Origin of the sequence: Streptomyces sp. NBC_00335 (assembly GCF_036127095.1) — a bacterium.
Classification (GTDB): domain Bacteria; phylum Actinomycetota; class Actinomycetes; order Streptomycetales; family Streptomycetaceae; genus Streptomyces.
Window position 1 is genome coordinate 2,104,491 of record NZ_CP108006.1, and the last position, 16,328, is coordinate 2,120,818.

Sequence of the window (16,328 nt, forward strand, 5' to 3'; positions counted from 1 at the left end):
GCAGACCTTACCCGCGCGGCTACCCGCCGGTCGCCTCGTGGCAGGCTTGGCCGCATGCAGCTCTCCCCCGCGCACCACGACGAACGTCTGACAGCCCCCCGTTCATGGTGGGCCATCGCCGCCCTGACCGGCCTGGCCTGCGCGCTGATGCTGCTCCCGCTGGGCACGCTGCCGATGCTGGCCGGGCTGATCGGGGGCACCGCGCTGATGGGGCTGCTGGTGAGTTCGTACGGTTCCCAGCGCGTGCGCGTGGTGGGCGGAGCGCTGGCCGCCGGGGAGGCCCGGATCCCGGTGTCGGCGCTCGGCGACCCGGAGGTGCTGGACGCGGAGGAGGCCCGCGCCTGGCGCACGTACAAGGCCGACATGCGCGCCTTCATGCTGATGCGCAGCTACGTGCCGACGGCGGTGCGCGTCGAGGTCACCGACCCGGCCGACCCGACCCCGTACGTCTACGTCTCCACCCGCGAGCCGCAGGCCCTGGTGGCGGCCATCCGCGCGGCGCAGGGCAGGGACTGACCCCCGGCGGGCTCAGCTCCGGGGGTCGGCGGCGCCCGGGTCGACGGCCCGGGGATCGGCGGTGCTGGGGTCGATGGCCCGCGGGTCGAACATCCGGCCCTCGACGGCGGCCCTGGTCGCCTCGGGAAGGGCCTCGGCGGGCCGCTCCAGGCGCGGGAGCTGCGGCAGCGCGTTCCAGGGCACGGCGCGGGCCCGCAGGTCCGTACGTACCTTCTCGGCGAGTTTGCGGGTGTCGCGGCGGTTCATGACCGCTCCGACCGCGGCGCCGACCATGAACGGCATCAGGTTGGGCAGGTTGCGGAACATCCGCTTCATGATCTGCTGGCGCAGTTCGCGCTTCATCTGGCCGCCGAGCGCCGCGTTCAGAGTGGTCGGCTTGGTCAGGTCGACCCCGCGCTCCTCCGTCCACGACGTGAGGTAGGCGACGCTGCGCTCTTTGAGGTTGCCGGGCGGTCGCAGGCCGTAGACCTCGTGGAGCTCGGCGATGAGCTTCAGCTCGATCGCGGCGACCCCGGTGACCTCGGCGGCCAGCTCGGCCGGCATGGCCGGGGGCGCCGGCAGCATGGCGGCGGCGCCGATCCCGGCGCCGACCGTGGAAGTGGCGTTGGCGGCGCCCGAAATCAGCTTGTCGGCCAGCTGATCGGGCCCGAGGCCCGGGAACTGCGCGCGCAGGGTCGCGAGGTCCCGAACCGGAACGCGCGGTGCGTTCTCGATGACTCGGTCGGTGAGGTAAAGGGCGGCGGCCCTGGCACTTTCGCCGCCCTTGCGCACACCGTTCTTGACGGCTTGCAGCCGACGGACCCCGGAGTTCTTCCGGGGGCCCTCGCCGGCCTCGGAGGCCGACGGCACCGCCTCGGCGGTGTCGGGGAGCACGGCGGGTACGCCGGGGGCTCCAGGGCCCGTTTCCAGGCCCTCGGTTCCCTCGCGCGTCTCCGCCGGATCACCAGCTTTTCGGAAGCGGCGCTTCCGAAATGGTGTCGAGCCAGTCACGGCCGACGCCTCTCAGTCGCATTCGCGGCAGATGGGCTGACCGTTCTTCTCGCGGGCCAGCTGGCTGCGGTGGTGCACCAGGAAGCAGCTCGTGCAGGTGAACTCGTCGGCCTGCTTCGGCAGGACCCGTACGGCCAGTTCCTCGTTGGAGAGGTCTGCGCCGGGCAGGTCCAGGCCCTCGGCGTTGTCGATTTCGTCCAGGTCGACGTTCGAGGACGACTTCTCGTTGCGACGAGCCTTCAGCTCTTCGATGCTGTCGTTGTCTACGTCGTCGTCGGTCTTGCGCGGGGTGTCGTAGTCCGTTGCCATAGTTCGCTCTCCCCCTCTGGGATTTAGCGGGTGTCTCAGCGCACGTAACGCGCGAGAGGCCGGACTTGTGCCCGACCTGAGGCGGAGATTTTGCCTCACATCAAGGTCTGTTACTCAATCGACACCCAGCCGCACATTCAGAAGAGCGATTGGCTGGGATGACGACCGGGACCGTACACGGTCCGGGGGCCGTCTTGCACAAACGCCACCCCATGTATTTCCCGCCACCAGGGGGGCCGGAAACCCGGACTTCCCGGGCTTTCCGGCCGCCCCAAGGTCACTGAGCGCATAGGGTCGGACACTCGGCACTGTGATCGATCGCACAGAAGTCACTGTCTTCATGACCCAAGCATTCAGCCAACAGCGAACACGGGGTGGCCGTGCTCACAAGGGCAGAGTGACACGCATCACGAGGCCACCGCCCTCGCGCGGGACCGCCTGGATCCTCCCGCCGTGTGCGCGCGCCACGGAGCGCGCGATCGAGAGGCCGAGCCCGACACCCTTGTCACTGCCCGTGCGCTCCGTACGCAGCCGTCTGAAGGGCTCGAAGAGGTTGTCCACCTCGTACGCGGGAACCACGGGACCCGTGTTCGATACCAGCAGGACCGCCTGCCCGTGGACGGCCTCGGTGGTGACCTCCACCCAGCCGCCCTCGGGCACGTTGTAGCGGACGGCGTTCTGCACCAGGTTGAGCGCGATCCGCTCCAGCAGCACGCCGTTGCCCTGGACCACGGCCAGCGCGCGCTCCCCGCGGATCTCGACGCCCTTGGCCTGCGCCTCCCCGCGCGCCTGGTCGAGGGCGCGCGAGGCCACCTCCGCCAGGTCCACGGGCTTGCGCTCGATGATCTGGTTGTCGCTGCGGGCGAGCAGCAGCAGCCCCTCGACCAGCTGCTCGCTGCGTTCGTTGGTCGCGAGCAGGGTCTTGCCGAGCTGCTGGAGCTCCACCGGGGCCCCGGGATCGGAGAGGTGCACCTCCAGCAGCGTCCGGTTGATGGCCAGCGGGGTCCGCAGCTCGTGCGAGGCGTTGGCCACGAACCGCTGCTGGGCCGTGAAGGCCCGCTCCAGCCGGTCGAGCATCTCGTCGAAGGTGTCGGCGAGCTCCTTGAGCTCGTCGTCCGGGCCGTCCAGCTCGATCCGCCGGGTGAGGTCGGAGCCGACCACCCGGCGGGCGGTACGGGTGATCTTGCCGAGCGGCGAGAGCACCCGGCCGGCCATCGCGTAGCCGAAGGCGAAGGCGATGATGCTCAGCCCCATCAGCGCCATCAGCGAGCGGCTCAGCAGGTCGTCCAGCGCGTGCCGGCGCTGTTCGAGGATGCACGTGTTGATCGCGGCGTTGAACTGGTCGGGCATCTGGCCCGTGCCGCTCACGCCGGGGCAGCTGCTCGTGACCTGGATCGGGCCGCCGCCCACGATCGTGAACGGCAGCGCGTTGCCCTGCCGCAGCGCCTGGGCCGCCAGCAGGTAGATGATCGACAGCAGCAGGATGCCGGCGATCAGGAACATCCCGCCGTACAGCAGCGTGAGACGTATCCGGATGGTCGGCCGCAGCCAAGGGAAAGGACCCTCGGGCTGGCCGGGGTCCCAGGTCGGTTTCGGTGGCGCCGCCGGTGGCGCCGGGGTCGCGGCCACCCGCGTCAGATCCGGTAGCCGGAACCGGGGACGGTCACGATGACCGGCGGCTCCCCCAGCTTTCGGCGCAGCGTCATCACCGTCACGCGCACCACGTTGGTGAAGGGATCCGTGTTCTCGTCCCACGCCTTCTCCAGGAGCTGCTCGGCGGACACGACCGTGCCTTCGCTGCGCATGAGGACCTCCAGCACCGCGAACTCCTTCGGCGCCAGCTGCACCTCCTTGCCCTCGCGGAACACCTCGCGCCGGTTCGGGTCGAGCTTGATGCCGGCGCGCTCCAGGACGGGGGGCAGCGCGACCGTGGTGCGGCGGCCGAGGGCCCGTACCCGGGCGGTCAGCTCGGTGAACGCGAAGGGCTTGGGCAGGTAGTCGTCCGCCCCGATCTCCAGGCCCTCGACCCGGTCGCTCACGTCGCCGGAGGCCGTCAGCATCAGCACGCGGGTGGGCATGCCGAGCTCGACGATCTTCCGGCACACGTCGTCGCCGTGCACGAGCGGGAGGTCCCGGTCGAGCACGACCACGTCGTAGTCGTTCACTCCGACGCGCTCCAGGGCCGCGGCGCCGTCGTACACGACGTCCACGGCCATGGCCTCCCGGCGCAGTCCGGTGGCCACCGCATCGGCGAGCAGCTGCTCGTCCTCGACGACGAGTACGCGCACGTCGTTTCCTTCCTCAGAGCCCGTCAGGGCAGGGGTGTCATGTGTCGACCATCCTGCCCCTTTCGCCGGTAAACCGGCTGTAAGACGCCGCTCGGGGGTGACGGCCGGGGGCGGAAGTGAGGATTCCCTCGCCTTACGAGGTTTCTGGGGCCAAGGCGGCGGGGAGGACGACTTCACACCCCGAACACCTCCCTGACGGCGCACTGCCACGTGCCGCCGCCGACCCACGAAGAGGGGGCGAACCCACGATGGACGCATTCACCGCGGGTCTCCTGCAGCGCATCAGGAGCACGCAGTCGGACCTCAGGCAGGCTCGTGAAACGGGCGACGACTTCCTCGTGGAAGTGGAACAGGCGGAGCTGGAAGACCTCCAGCGCATCGCCGCCGATCACGGCGTTCCGGTCACCGTCTCCGCCTGCTGATCCCAGCCGCCGTACCCACACACCCCGGACCCCGGAGGCCGCCACCCGGCCGCCGGGGTTCCTTCATGCCCCGCGGCGTCCCGGAACCCGCCCCGGGGCGGGTTCCACCGCTCAGTCGTGCCAGGCCCCTGCTTCCTCCAGCAGCGGCCGCAGCGAGGCGAACACCGCGGGGGTCGCGGCCAGCGCGAGCTCGCCCGAGGCGGGCTCCCCGGGCCGGCCGCCCGTGACCGCGCCGGCCTCCCGCGCGATCAGCTCTCCGGCCGCCAGGTCCCACGGGTTCAGCCCGCGCTCCCAGTACCCGTCTAGCCGTCCGGCGGCCACGTCGCACAGGTCGATCGCCGCCGAACCGCCGCGCCGGATGTCCCGGACCAGCGGGATGATCCGCTGCGCGACATCGGCCTGGTGCGCCCGCCGGCTCTGGACGTACGCGAATCCGGTGCCGATCAGCGCCTGGTCCAGCGGAGCGGCCGGCCGGCAGGCGAGGCGGACGTCGCCCAGCCAGGCCCCGCCTCCCAGCACCGCGTGGTACGTCTCCCCGCGCATCGGCGCCGCCACGACCCCGGCCACCGTCTCGCCGCGGTACTCGGCCGCGATGGACACGCCCCAGGTCGGCAGCCCGTAGAGGTAGTTCACCGTGCCGTCGAGCGGGTCGATGACCCACCGCACGCCACTGGTGCCGGCCGATTCGGAACCCTCCTCGCCCAGCAGCCCGTCCTCGGGCCGCCGTTCCCCGAGGATCCCGGTGATCAGCTTCTCGGCCGCGATGTCCATCTCGGTCACCACGTCGATCGGGCTCGTCTTGGTCGAGGCGACCGCCAGATCGGCGGGCCGCCCGTCCCTCAGCAGCGCGCCCGCCCGGCCGGCCGCCTCCAGGGCCACGTCCAGCAGTTCGGTCTTCAGCTCTTCGGAGATCACGCCGGGCTCCCGTTCATCGAGTTCTGCGGACGTCACTGCGCGCCCTTCGCTGCGCACACCGGCGGCTACGCGTAGGGGCTGTCCACGCCCGCGGCCGCCGGCCGGGGCCCGCGCGCCGGGCAGCAGCCCACCGCGCACAGGTCGTGGCTCGCGCCGAGCAGCCCGAGCGCGCAACGCTCCACGGCCTCGCCGCGTTCCGCCGCGGCCCGCTCCAGCACGAGGTCCCGTACCGCCTCCGCGAACCGGGGGTCGGCGCCGACCGTGGCCGAGCGGGCGATGGGCAGCCCCAGCTCGGCGGCCTTCGCCGTCGCCTCCGTGTCGAGGTCGTACAGCACCTCCATGTGGTCCGAGACGAAGCCGATGGGCACCATGACCACCGCCGGGGCGCCCGCCGTGTGCAGGGCCTCCAGGTGGTCGCAGATGTCCGGCTCCAGCCACGGGATGTGCGGGGCGCCGCTGCGCGACTGGTAGACGAGCTCCCAGGGCAGCTCGGTGCCGGTCTCGGCGCGGACCGCGTCGGCGATCAGCTTCGCGACGTCCAGGTGCTGCTTGACGTACGCGCCGCCCTCGCCGTCCGCGGAGTGGTCCTCCACCGGGCCGGAGGCGTCCGCGGCCGCGGTCGGGATGGAATGCGTGGTGAAGGCCAGGTGCGCCCCGGCGCGGACCTCCCCGGGCAGCGCGGCCAGCGAGGCCAGCACCCCGTCGATCATGGGCTGCACGAAGCCGGGGTGGTTGAAGTAGTGCCGCAGCTTGTCGACCTTCGGCAGGTCCGCCTCGGCCACGCCCTCCTCCACGAGCAGGGCCAGCGCGTCCGCGAGGTTCTCGCGGTACTGCCGGCAGCCCGAGTACGAGGCGTACGCGCTGGTGGCGAGCACCGCGATGCGGCGGCGCCCGTCGGCGGCCATCTCGCGCATCACGTCGTTCAGGTACGGGGCCCAGTTGCGGTTGCCCCAGTAGACCGGCAGGTCCAGCCCGTGCCCGGCGAAGTCCTTGCGCAGGGCGTCCAGCAGCTCGCGGTTCTGCCCGTTGATCGGGCTGACCCCGCCGAAGCCGAAGTAGTGCTGCCCGACCTCCTTGAGCCGCTCGCGCGGGATGCCCCGGCCACGCGTGACGTTCTCCAGGAACGGCACGACGTCGTCGGGCCCCTCGGGGCCGCCGAAGGACAGCAGCAGGAGGGCGTCGTAGGGGGCGGCGGGGCTTTCGGCCGAGCCGGGAGCGGAGGCGCGGAGCTGGTCAGACATGCTTCGAATCCTGCCACCCGCCGCCGCCCGGCGGAAAACAGGCCCGCCCTGCGGGACCGCTCCACCGCGGGCCGGGACCCCCTTCCGGCCCCCCCCGGCTTCATCAGGCGGGCGGCCCGTACGCGGCCGTAACCTGTATGGGCCAATGACGTCCCTTACGGAGGGCACCTTGCCCAGTCCCTACCGCGCGATCTTCGCCGCTCCCGGGAGCCGGGGCTTCAGCGCGGCCGGCCTCATCGGCCGGCTGCCGCTCTCCATGGTCGGCATCGGCATCCTGACGATGATCTCCGAGCTCACCGGCCGCTACTCGCTGGCCGGCGCCCTCACCGCCACCCTCGCGCTCTCCGCCGCCGCGATCGGCCCGCAGGTCTCCCGCCTGGTCGACCAGTACGGCCAGCGCCGCGTCCTGCGGCCGGCGACCCTGCTCGCGCTCCTGGCCATCTCCGGGCTGCTGCTGTGCGCGGCCAACAACACGCCCGACTGGACCCTGTTCGTCTTCGCGGCGCTCGCCGGCTGCGTACCCAGCGTGGGCTCGATGATCCGCGCCCGGTGGACGGCCATCTACCGGGATTCGCCGCGCGAACTGCACACGGCGTACTCCCTGGAGTCCGTCCTGGACGAGGTCTGCTTCATCTTCGGGCCGATCCTGGCCATCGGGCTCTCCACCACCTGGTTCCCGGAAGCGGGCCCGCTGGTCGCCGGGGTCTGCCTGCTGGTGGGGGTGTGGTGGCTGACCGCGCAGCGCGCCACCGAGCCCGCCCCGCACCCGCGCGGCGGGGACGCCGACCGGACCTCGGCGCTGCGCTCCCCCGGACTCCAGGTGCTGATGGCCACCTTCGTGGCCACCGGCGCCATCTTCGGCTCCATCGACGTGGTCACCCTGGCCTTTGCCGAGGAGCAGGGACACAAGGCGTGGGCCAGCTTCATCCTCGCCATCTGGGCGGTCGGCTCCTGCCTCGCGGGCATCGTCTTCGGCCTGCTGCACCTCAAGGGCAAGCCGGAACGCAGGTGGGTGCTGGGCATCTGTGCGATGGCCGTGAGTATGATCCCCCTCCTACTGGCCGGGAACCTTCCGTTTCTGGCCGTGGCGCTCTTCGTCTCGGGCCTCGCCATCGCTCCCACGATGATCACCACGATGGCCCTGATCGAGGCGCACGTACCACGCGCGAAGCTGACCGAGGGCATGACCTGGATCAGCACCGGCCTCGCGGTCGGGGTCGCGCTCGGCTCCTCCGTGGCCGGCTGGGTCATCGACGCCGCCGGCGCGAAGACCGGGTACGTCGTCTCCATCTCGGCGGGGACCGCCGCGGCGGCGGTTGCGTTCGCGGGTTACCGCCGGCTGACGAGGTCGGCGCAAGGGGAGGAGCCTTCCAACGATGGCGACGACGGGGACAGCAGGCAGCAGCGGGACACGGACCGCCGCGTGGCATAACTGGGCGGGCAACGTCAGCGCCACGCCCGCGCGCGTGGTCACCCCGGCATCGGTCGGGGAGCTTCAGGAGGCGGTCCGCCGGGCCGCCGGGGACGGGCTGAAGGTGAAGGCGGTCGGCACCGGCCACTCCTTCACCGCGGCCGCCGCGACCGACGGCGTACTGATCCGCCCGCAGGCGCTGGCCGGGATCCAGGCGATCGACCGGAGCGCCGGCACCGTCACCGTGGCGGCGGGCACGGTCCTCAAGGACCTCAACCTGGCCCTCGCCAAGGAGGGCCTGTCGCTCACCAACATGGGCGACATCATGGAGCAGACGGTCTCGGGCGCCACCAGCACCGGCACCCACGGAACCGGCCGCGACTCGGCCTCCATCGCCGCCCAGATACGCGGCCTGGAGCTGGTCACGGCGGACGGAGCTCTGCTGACGTGCTCCGAGAAGGAGAACCCCGAGGTCTTCGCGGCGGCGCGCCTCGGCATGGGCGCGCTCGGCGTGGTCACCTCGCTCACCTTCGCCGTGGAGCCGCTCTTCTTCCTGACCGCCCGTGAGGAGCCGATGACCTTCGACCGGGTCACGGCGGAGTTCGACCAGCACCACGCGGAGAACGAGCACTTCGAGTTCTACTGGTTCCCGCACACCGGCAACTGCAACACCAAGCGCAACAACCGCAGCCAGGGCCCGGCCGCCCCGCCCGGAGCGGTCTCCGCCTGGGTCGAGGACGAGCTGCTGTCCAACGGCCTCTTCCAGGCCGTCAACTCCTTCGGCCGCGCCGTCCCGGCGGCCATCCCCTCCATCGCCCGGATCGCGAGCCGCGCCCTGTCGGCGCGCACCTACACGGACATCCCGTACAAGGTGTTCACCAGCCCGCGCCGGGTGCGGTTCGTGGAGATGGAGTACGCCCTTCCGCGCGAGCGCGTCGTCGAGGCGCTGCGGGAGCTGAAGGCCATGGTGGACCGCTCCGGCCTGCGGATCAGCTTCCCGGTGGAGGTGCGGACGGCTCCGGCGGACGACATCACCCTATCGACCGCCTCGGACCGCGAGAGCGCGTACATCGCGGTGCACATGTACAAGGGCACCCCGTACCAGGCGTACTTCACGGCCGCCGAGCGGATCTTCACCGAGTACGGCGGGCGTCCGCACTGGGGCAAGGTCCACACGCGGGACGCGGAGTACTTCGCCGGGGTGTACCCGCGCTTCGGGGAGTTCACCGCGCTCCGGGACCGGCTGGACCCGAACCGGGTCTTCGGCAACGACTACCTGCGGCGGGTTCTCGGGGACTGAGCCCCGGGCTCAGGGAGTCGGCGCGGAGGCGGCGCCGGTGCCGCTCGTACCGGCGCCGCCCGGCGTCGCCCGGCCGCTGCTCGGCGTCGGGGACTTCGAGGGCGTGGTGCTCGGCGAGGGATCGGGCTTCGGCGGGGTCGGGCTGGGGCTGGACGACGGGTCCGCGGACGGCGAGGTGTCCGGGTCCGGCTTCGGCTTCGGGCTCTGGCCGCCGTTCGAGTGCGAAGGGGTCGGGGAGCTCCCGGTGTCCGGGGTCTTCCCGCCCTTCTCCCCCGTGCCGGTGCCGGTGCCCGTGCCCTGCTGCTCCTTGGACGTGTCCGGCTTGTAGTCGCGGGCCTTACCGACACCGCCGGTGAAGATCGTGCCGCCGCCGGCGCTGACCGCGGTGCCGGCCACCGCCTCGTAGGTCCCCAGACCGCCGAGCGCGATGGCGAAGGCCGCGCCGGAGGCCACCGCCGTACGCTTCCAGCCCCGCATCCTGGTCCCGTGGACCGTGCCCTCGGAGAACTCCTCGTCGGTCGGCGGCCCGCCGGCCGGGACGGTGCCCAGCATCATCGTCCCGTCCGGCGCCCGCCCCGCGGGAGCGGACCCGGGCCCGTCCACCGGGACCTGACGGGCCTTCGGCCGGGCCGTCTCGCGCAACTGGTCGCCGGTGCGGCGGAAGAAGTGCTGGATGACGGGTCCGCCCGCGGTGGCCACCACGCTCACGATGCCGGCGCCGATGATGGTCCCGTAGAGGCCCATCCCCGAGGCGAGCACGGCCGCCGCGACCGTGGCGAGGGAGGAACCCGCGACCTGAGCCACGCTCAGATCGAGTTTCTTCTTCTCCTTCTCCTGCTCCGGTTCGACGCCCAGCACCGTCTTCTGACCCATCGCCATCCCCTGCGTGTCCTGCCCCTCGCGCTCCAACGCCTTCTCCCGTTACTGACACGTCAGCGAAACGGATAGTTCCGTTTCCGGAGATTCTGTGAAGCAAGACACCCGAAAACGGGCGCACGTCCAGGTCCGGCCGGATGTGGACCCGATTCAGGGCAGCCCAACTCCCGCCGTCCGAGACAAGTTCGGCGGCGCGGCGGTCCACCCAGGTGGCCCGAATGGAGTACTGTGGCGAGCCCTGGGGCCGTCCTTCCTTTCGGATGTCCGGACTCGGGAGAGGGGGCCGGCTGATGGAAAACGGCACTCGAGACCGGCGATGCCGCGGTTTTGCACGGGATCCTGCTGCGCACAGTAATCGTTCGGTCACTGTGCGTACCCAACAGGTAACCGTGCCATAACAGCGATCAAGGGCGCATGCCCGACACGCCGGTTTAACTCGGCAAGGTAGTGGCAGGCTGCACCCGGGCAGGCCACACTCGACTAGCGGAAGCAGCGACGCACGTGACGTCGGCAGGCACCACCCGGGAGGTCCCCATGCCCGAACTGCGTGTCGTGGCCGTCTCAAATGACGGCACACGACTGGTGCTCAAGGCTGCGGACAGCACGGAGTACACGCTTCCGATCGACGAGCGTCTCCGGGCTGCCGTGCGCAACGACCGTGCGCGCCTGAACCAGATCGAGATCGAGGTGGAGAGCCACCTCCGCCCCCGCGACATCCAGGCCCGCATACGAGCCGGTGCCTCCGCGGAGGAGGTCGCCCAGATGGCCGGCATCCCCGTCGACCGGGTACGCCGCTTCGAGGGCCCCGTGCTCGCGGAGCGCGCGTTCATGGCGGAGCGGGCCCGCAAGACCCCCGTGCGCCGGCCCGGCGAGAACACCGGACCCCAGCTCGGCGAGGCCGTGCAGGAACGCCTCACGCTGCGCGGTGCCGAGAAGGAATCCGTCCAGTGGGACTCCTGGCGCCGCGACGACGGCACCTGGGAGGTCCTGCTGGTCTACCGGGTCGCGGGCGAACCGCACTCGGCGAGCTGGACGTACGACCCGCCGCGCCGGCTGGTCGTGGCCGTGGACGACGAGGCCCGCTCGCTGATCGGCGAGTCGGACGACCTGCCGGCGACCCCGGAGCCGAGCTTCCCGTTCGTGCCGAGGATCGCGCGGCTGCCTCGCGACCGGCCGCTGGACCGGGCGCTCGACCGCCAGATGGAACGACCCACAGCGCCCGCTCCCCCGCCGGAGCCGGAGGCCGAGGAGGAGCGCGACACGCTGACGGCCCTGCTGGAGGCGGTCCCGAGCTTCCGCGGCGACATGGTGGTTCCGGAGCCGGTGACGGAACCTGAGGTGGAGGAGCCGCCCGCCGCTTCGGCCTCGGCCGGTGCGGGTTCCGCATACGCGGACGTCCTGATGCCGCGCACCGTGGCGGGACACCGGGACCGGCTGACGGGCACGACCGACCGGCAGGCGGAGGCCGACGGGGTCCGTCCGGGCCGCCGCGCGGCGGTGCCGAGCTGGGACGAGATCGTCTTCGGCACCCGCCGCAAGAAGCAGGAGTAGTACGGGCCCGGGCACCGGCGGCGCAGGCCGCCGGTGCCCGGGGCCGAGCACCGCCTAGCCCGGCAGTTCGCCGACCGCCACCTCGCGCGACGGGTCCGCGGACCACTCCGACCAGCTGCCCGCGTACAGCGCCGCCGGGATGCCCGCCGCCGCGAGCGCCAGGACCTCGTGGGCCCCCGAGACGCCCGAGCCGCAGTAGACCCCGACCGGGGTGCCGGTGTCGGCGTGCACGCCCAGGCCCTCGAAGCGGGCCCGCAGGGCTTCGCGGCCCAGGAGCAGGCCGTCGGGTCCCGCGTTCTCCGTGGTCGGCGCCGAGACCGCCCCGGGGATGTGGCCCCCGACCGGGTCGATCGGTTCGACCTCGCCCCGGTACCGCTCGCCCGCCCGTGCGTCCAGCAGCACACCCGTCCGGGCCAGCGCCGCCGCCCCGTCGGCGTCCAGGAGTCCGATGGCACCGGGATTTGGCTTGAAATCACCCTCGCTCACAGGAGTGACCTCGGCCGACAGCGGACCGTCACCGGCCTTCCACGCGGCCAGTCCCCCGTCCAGGACCCGCACGCGCGGGTGACCCGTCCAGCGCAACAGCCACCACGCGCGCGCCGCCGCCCAGCCCTGGCCGCCGTCGTACACGACCACCGGCGCGTCCAGCGAGACCCCGGCCCGCCGCATCACCGCCCCGAACTCCTCGGGATCCGGCAGCGGGTGCCGGCCGCCGGAGCCCGCCGGGCCTGCGAGTTCCGCGTCGAGGTCGACGTAGACGGCGTTCGGGAGGTGTCCGGCCTCGTACTCGGGCCTCAGGTTCGGGCCGCCGAGCTGCCAGCGGACGTCCAGGAGCACCGGCGGCAGCGGGCCGGCCAGCTCCTCTTTCAGGTCGGCGGCGGAGACGAGCGGGGAGCGGGGCGGGTTCGCAGTCATGCGGGCCATTTTGCTCCCCGCCACCCACCCCGCGTAACAAGCTGTGCGTCAACGTGCCGGGACGGGCCGCACTGATCCGGACATCTCTCCCGGCTCCCGGAAAACCCGGCCGGTCGGGGCGCGCCGGGCCCCCTGGAGTGGAAGCATCAGCTCCGGGAAGGGTCACGAGCGTGACGACGGAGGAGACGGCTGACATGACCGAGGCATCGGAAGCAACGCGGCGCACGCCCGGCACGCCGTGCTGGGCGAGCCTGATGGTGCACGGCCTCGGTACCACCGAGGAGTTCTACGCCGACCTGTTCGGCTGGGAGTACGAGCCCGGCCCCGAGCAACTCGGCCCGTACGTCCGGGCCATGCTCGGCGGGCGGGAGGTGGCCGGCATCGGCGAGATGCCGCCGGACCGGCAGCTCCCGGTGGCCTGGACCACCTACCTGGCGACGGACGACGCCGATGCCACGGCCGAATCCATCCGCTCCTGCGGCGGCACGGTCGCGGTGGGCCCGCTGGACGCCGGAATCGCGGGCCGGGTGGCGATCTGCTCGGACCCGCTGGGCGCGATCTTCGGGCTCTGGCAGGCGGCGTCCCACCTCGGCACCCGGCTGGCCGGGGGGCCCGGCACCCCGGTGTGGCACGAGCTGGTCACGCAGGACACCTCGACGGTCGGGAAGTTCTACGAGCACGTCTTCGGCCACGAGGCCCGTGCGCACGCCGGCGCGAACGATGCCGCCGACGAATTCGACTACCTCACCTTGTCCCTGCAGGGCCGGCCGGTGGCCGCCGTGCACGGGGTCGGCCGCTCCCTGCCCCACGACCGGGGGCCGCACTGGATGACGTACTTCGAGGTGGAGGACACCGACGCGGCCGCCGCCCGGGTCCAGCGGCTCGGCGGCCGGATCGTCCAGCCGCCGCGCGAGGGCCTGAGCGGCCGGCTGGCCGTGGTCACGGACCCGGAGGGCGCGGTGTTCACGCTCGTACGCGGCCGGGGCTGACCGCGGTCCGGGGCCGGGGCTGAGCGCCTGCGGGGCGGCTCAAGGGGTCGGCCGTGAGGGCCTGGCGTTGACCGTCAGGCCGGCGGTCAGGCCCGCGAGCAGCACTCCGCCGAAGGCCCACCAGAGGGTGGCGGCATAACCGCCCACCAGGTACTCGTCCATCGCGTTCTGCGACGCGATCCGCGGGCGGCCGGCGAAGACGGCGGCGAGCACCGCGGCGCCGATCGCCTCGCCCAGCTGGAGGGCCGTCATGGCGGCCGCCGAGGCGGCCCCGATGTGCTGCGGGGCCATGCCGGCGGTCGCGGTGGCGAGGAGCGGGGCGAAGGCCAGGCCGGTGCCGAGGCCGGCGAGGATCGTGCCGGGCAGCACCTGGGCCTCGTACACGCCATGTGCCTCCAGGCCGGTCAGGAGCAGCAGTCCGGCGGCCGCGAGCACCAGCCCGGCCGCGATCAGGACGCCGGGCGCGGCGCGGTGGAGCAGTCGGCCGGAGATCTGGGTGGATCCGATGACCACGGCCGCGAACATGGGCAGCAACTGCAGCCCGACCGTGCTCGGGGCGTGGCCGAGTACGTACTGCAGGTAGAAGCTCACGGACAGGAACAGGATGAGGAGGCCGGCCCCGGCCAGGAGCAGGGCGGCGAGGCTGCCGGCGCGGTTGCGGTCCCCCAGGACGTACGGCGGCAGGAGCGGGTACCGGGACCTGGTCTGCCACCGCAGGAAGGCCACGAGCAGGACGGCGCCGCCCCCGACGGGGAGCAGCACCATGGGGGTGCCCCAGCCGTGCGACTCGCTCGCGCCGAGGCCGTAGACGAGGGCGGCGACCGCGGCGGAGCCGAGCAGTACGCCGGGCACGTCGGGGCGGGCGCCGCCGGGGCCCGGGCGGTCGTGCGGCAGGCCGAGTGCGCAGATCAGGGCGATCACCCCGATGGGGACGGCGGCGTACACCGCCACGTCCCAGGCCAGGACCTGGACGAGCCATCCGCTCGCGAACAGCACGAACGCGGAGCCGCCGCCCACGAGCGCGGCGTAGATCCCGAAGGCCTTGCCGCGTTCCCTGGGGTCGCTGAAGCCCGCGGCCACCAGGGCCAGTCCGGCCGGTGTCACCAGTGCGCCGAAGACTCCCTGCAAGACACGGGCCGCGACGAGCACCCCATCGGATCCGAGGCCCCCGCCACCGAGCGCGCAGGCGGCCACGAATCCGACCAGGCCGATGAGCAGCGTCCGCCGCCGCCCCACGAGGTCCACGAGGTGCCCGCCGAGCAGGAGCACCGCGCCGAAGGCGACCGCGTAGGCGATGAAGAACGGCCCCGGGCCGCCGATGCGAAGGTCCGCGTGGAGCTCCGGCAAGGCCACGCTGAAGACCGTCGCCTGGAACACCACCATCAGCTGCGCGAGGACGGCCACCGCCAGCCCCCGCCAGCGCTTGGCGTGCGGGGACACGGACTCCCCGGCGGCCGTGGACGGCGTCACGGCCCAGCCGTCGCCGGTGGGGACCGGAGCCGGCCCGAAGCCCCGTGCGGGGCCGAAGTCCGCGGGGGCCGTGGGAGCGTATTCGGGCGGCGGGGGCACGGGGAGCCAGGGCTCGGGGCGTGCGGACGGGACTCGGGGGTCGGCCTGCGCGACGGGCGGCTCGGCGGGCAATGCGGGGGCGTAGTCCAGCAACTGGGCGGCGTGGCGGCCGAGTTGGGCGAGGACCTGGCCCGGCAGCCATTCCCCCGCCTGGTCGGCGGCCGTGCGCTCGGCCACCTCCCGGGGGGTGGGCCGCTGGGCCGGGTCCTTGTGCAGGCAGTCGCGTACGAGGTCGGCCAGGGCCTCCGGTACGCCGGTCAGGTCCGCCTCCTCCTCGGCGACGCGGAAGAGGTGGGCGTTCAGGCCGGTGTCCGCGGCGCCGAAGAGGAGGCGGCCGGTGGCGGCGTAGACGAGGACGGCCCCGAGGCAGAAGACGTCGCTGGCGGGGGTGAGTTCGAGGCCGCGGACCTGCTCCGGCGACATGAACCCGGCCGAGCCGATCAGCATGCCGGTGTGGGTGAGCAGGCTGTCCCCGGCGAGGCTGTCCATCGCCCGGGCGATGCCGAAGTCGATGACGCGCGGGCCGTCGACGGTGACCAGGACGTTGGAGGGCTTGAGGTCACGGTGGATCAGACCCGCCTCGTGCACGGCCTGCAGGGCGAGGGCGAGCCGGTTGGCGAGGGTGCGCACGGAGTGCTCGGGCAGCGGCCCGAAGTCCTTGGCGACCACGGCGTGCAGATCGGGCCCCGGGATGTACTGGGTCGCCACCCAGGGCACTGCGGCCTCGGGATCGGCGTCGAGGACGGCCGCGGTCCAGCTCCCGCCCACCCGCCGCGCGGCGGCCACCTCCCGGGCGAAGCGCCTGCGGAACTCCGGGTTCCCGGCGTACTCGGCCTGCACCACCTTGACGGCGACGGTGCGCCCGCCCTCGGAGCGGCCCAGGTAGACCAGGCCCATGCCGCCGGCGCCCAGCCGGGCGATCAGACGGTACGGGCCGATGCGGGTGGGGTCTTCGACGATCAGCTGATCCACGCGCCGAGGATAGTGCAACTATCCAACGTACGGCGGGGCATTGGCGGAATCAGCGAAATCGTCC

The 16,328-nt window shown here is 72.7% G+C and carries 15 protein-coding genes; 6 read left to right on the top strand and 9 right to left on the bottom strand.

Going from position 1 to position 16,328, the window contains the following annotated elements; genetic code table 11:
- Positions 1 to 54 precede the first annotated feature (54 nt).
- Positions 55 to 516, top strand: coding sequence for a DUF3093 domain-containing protein (locus OHA37_RS09370; protein ID WP_266903883.1), 462 nt, complete (start codon positions 55 to 57; stop codon positions 514 to 516).
- 12 nt (positions 517 to 528) lie between these two features.
- Here OHA37_RS09370 and OHA37_RS09375 read toward each other — a convergent pair whose 3' ends face one another.
- From OHA37_RS09375 to OHA37_RS09390, 4 genes are all read right to left on the bottom strand, one after another.
- Positions 529 to 1,506: a hypothetical protein gene (locus tag OHA37_RS09375; protein ID WP_266903884.1), complete on the bottom strand. Its 978-nt coding sequence runs from the start codon at positions 1,504 to 1,506 to the stop codon at positions 529 to 531.
- 12 nt (positions 1,507 to 1,518) lie between these two features.
- The gene (locus tag OHA37_RS09380; RefSeq protein WP_112451146.1) at positions 1,519 to 1,815 is read right to left on the bottom strand and encodes a DUF4193 domain-containing protein; all 297 of its coding nucleotides are present in this window, start codon (positions 1,813 to 1,815) and stop codon (positions 1,519 to 1,521) included.
- A gap of 384 nt (positions 1,816 to 2,199) precedes the next feature.
- On the bottom strand, positions 2,200 to 3,444 hold the full coding sequence (locus OHA37_RS09385) for a sensor histidine kinase (RefSeq protein ID WP_243331627.1): 1,245 nt from the start codon (positions 3,442 to 3,444) through the stop codon (positions 2,200 to 2,202).
- 5 nt (positions 3,445 to 3,449) lie between these two features.
- A complete protein-coding gene (locus tag OHA37_RS09390) occupies positions 3,450 to 4,103 on the bottom strand; it encodes a response regulator transcription factor (RefSeq protein ID WP_112451148.1) in 654 nt (217 codons plus the stop codon).
- A gap of 248 nt (positions 4,104 to 4,351) precedes the next feature.
- Here OHA37_RS09390 and OHA37_RS09395 point away from each other — a divergent pair, with 248 nt between their 5' ends.
- The gene (locus tag OHA37_RS09395) at positions 4,352 to 4,525 is read left to right on the top strand and encodes a hypothetical protein (RefSeq protein ID WP_204357838.1); all 174 of its coding nucleotides are present in this window, start codon (positions 4,352 to 4,354) and stop codon (positions 4,523 to 4,525) included.
- A gap of 111 nt (positions 4,526 to 4,636) precedes the next feature.
- Here OHA37_RS09395 and OHA37_RS09400 read toward each other — a convergent pair whose 3' ends face one another.
- Complete coding sequence (locus tag OHA37_RS09400) at positions 4,637 to 5,440, bottom strand: inositol monophosphatase family protein (RefSeq protein WP_443046135.1); 804 nt, start codon at positions 5,438 to 5,440, stop codon at positions 4,637 to 4,639.
- Between the two features lie 65 nt (positions 5,441 to 5,505).
- The gene (locus OHA37_RS09405; RefSeq protein WP_266903885.1) at positions 5,506 to 6,681 is read right to left on the bottom strand and encodes a ferrochelatase; all 1,176 of its coding nucleotides are present in this window, start codon (positions 6,679 to 6,681) and stop codon (positions 5,506 to 5,508) included.
- 169 nt (positions 6,682 to 6,850) lie between these two features.
- Between OHA37_RS09405 and OHA37_RS09410 the strand changes: the two genes are divergently transcribed.
- Together OHA37_RS09410 and OHA37_RS09415 are read left to right on the top strand one after the other, a co-directional pair.
- Entirely contained in the window at positions 6,851 to 8,113 is a 1,263-nt protein-coding gene (locus OHA37_RS09410; protein WP_266903886.1) for an MFS transporter, read from the top strand.
- Positions 8,058 to 9,392 (top strand): D-arabinono-1,4-lactone oxidase, encoded by a 1,335-nt coding sequence (locus OHA37_RS09415; RefSeq protein WP_266903887.1) that lies wholly within the window; start codon positions 8,058 to 8,060, stop codon positions 9,390 to 9,392. The genes OHA37_RS09410 and OHA37_RS09415 overlap by 56 nt, the downstream gene beginning before the upstream one ends.
- Positions 9,393 to 9,401: 9 nt before the next feature.
- On the opposite strand, the gene OHA37_RS09420 is transcribed toward OHA37_RS09415, so the two are convergent.
- On the bottom strand, positions 9,402 to 10,265 hold the full coding sequence (locus OHA37_RS09420; protein ID WP_266903888.1) for a hypothetical protein: 864 nt from the start codon (positions 10,263 to 10,265) through the stop codon (positions 9,402 to 9,404).
- 537 nt (positions 10,266 to 10,802) lie between these two features.
- On the opposite strand from OHA37_RS09420, the gene sepH reads away from it, so the two are divergent.
- The gene (gene sepH, locus OHA37_RS09425; protein WP_266903889.1) at positions 10,803 to 11,819 is read left to right on the top strand and encodes a septation protein SepH; all 1,017 of its coding nucleotides are present in this window, start codon (positions 10,803 to 10,805) and stop codon (positions 11,817 to 11,819) included.
- Between the two features lie 54 nt (positions 11,820 to 11,873).
- On the opposite strand, the gene OHA37_RS09430 is transcribed toward sepH, so the two are convergent.
- Entirely contained in the window at positions 11,874 to 12,734 is an 861-nt protein-coding gene (locus tag OHA37_RS09430; RefSeq protein WP_266903890.1) for a sulfurtransferase, read from the bottom strand.
- 194 nt (positions 12,735 to 12,928) lie between these two features.
- Between OHA37_RS09430 and OHA37_RS09435 the strand changes: the two genes are divergently transcribed.
- Complete coding sequence (locus OHA37_RS09435) at positions 12,929 to 13,723, top strand: VOC family protein (protein WP_266903891.1); 795 nt, start codon at positions 12,929 to 12,931, stop codon at positions 13,721 to 13,723.
- A gap of 39 nt (positions 13,724 to 13,762) precedes the next feature.
- Here the strand turns inward: OHA37_RS09435 and OHA37_RS09440 are convergent, their stop codons facing one another.
- Positions 13,763 to 16,264: an MDR family MFS transporter gene (locus OHA37_RS09440; RefSeq protein ID WP_323182320.1), complete on the bottom strand. Its 2,502-nt coding sequence runs from the start codon at positions 16,262 to 16,264 to the stop codon at positions 13,763 to 13,765.
- Positions 16,265 to 16,328 lie beyond the last annotated feature (64 nt).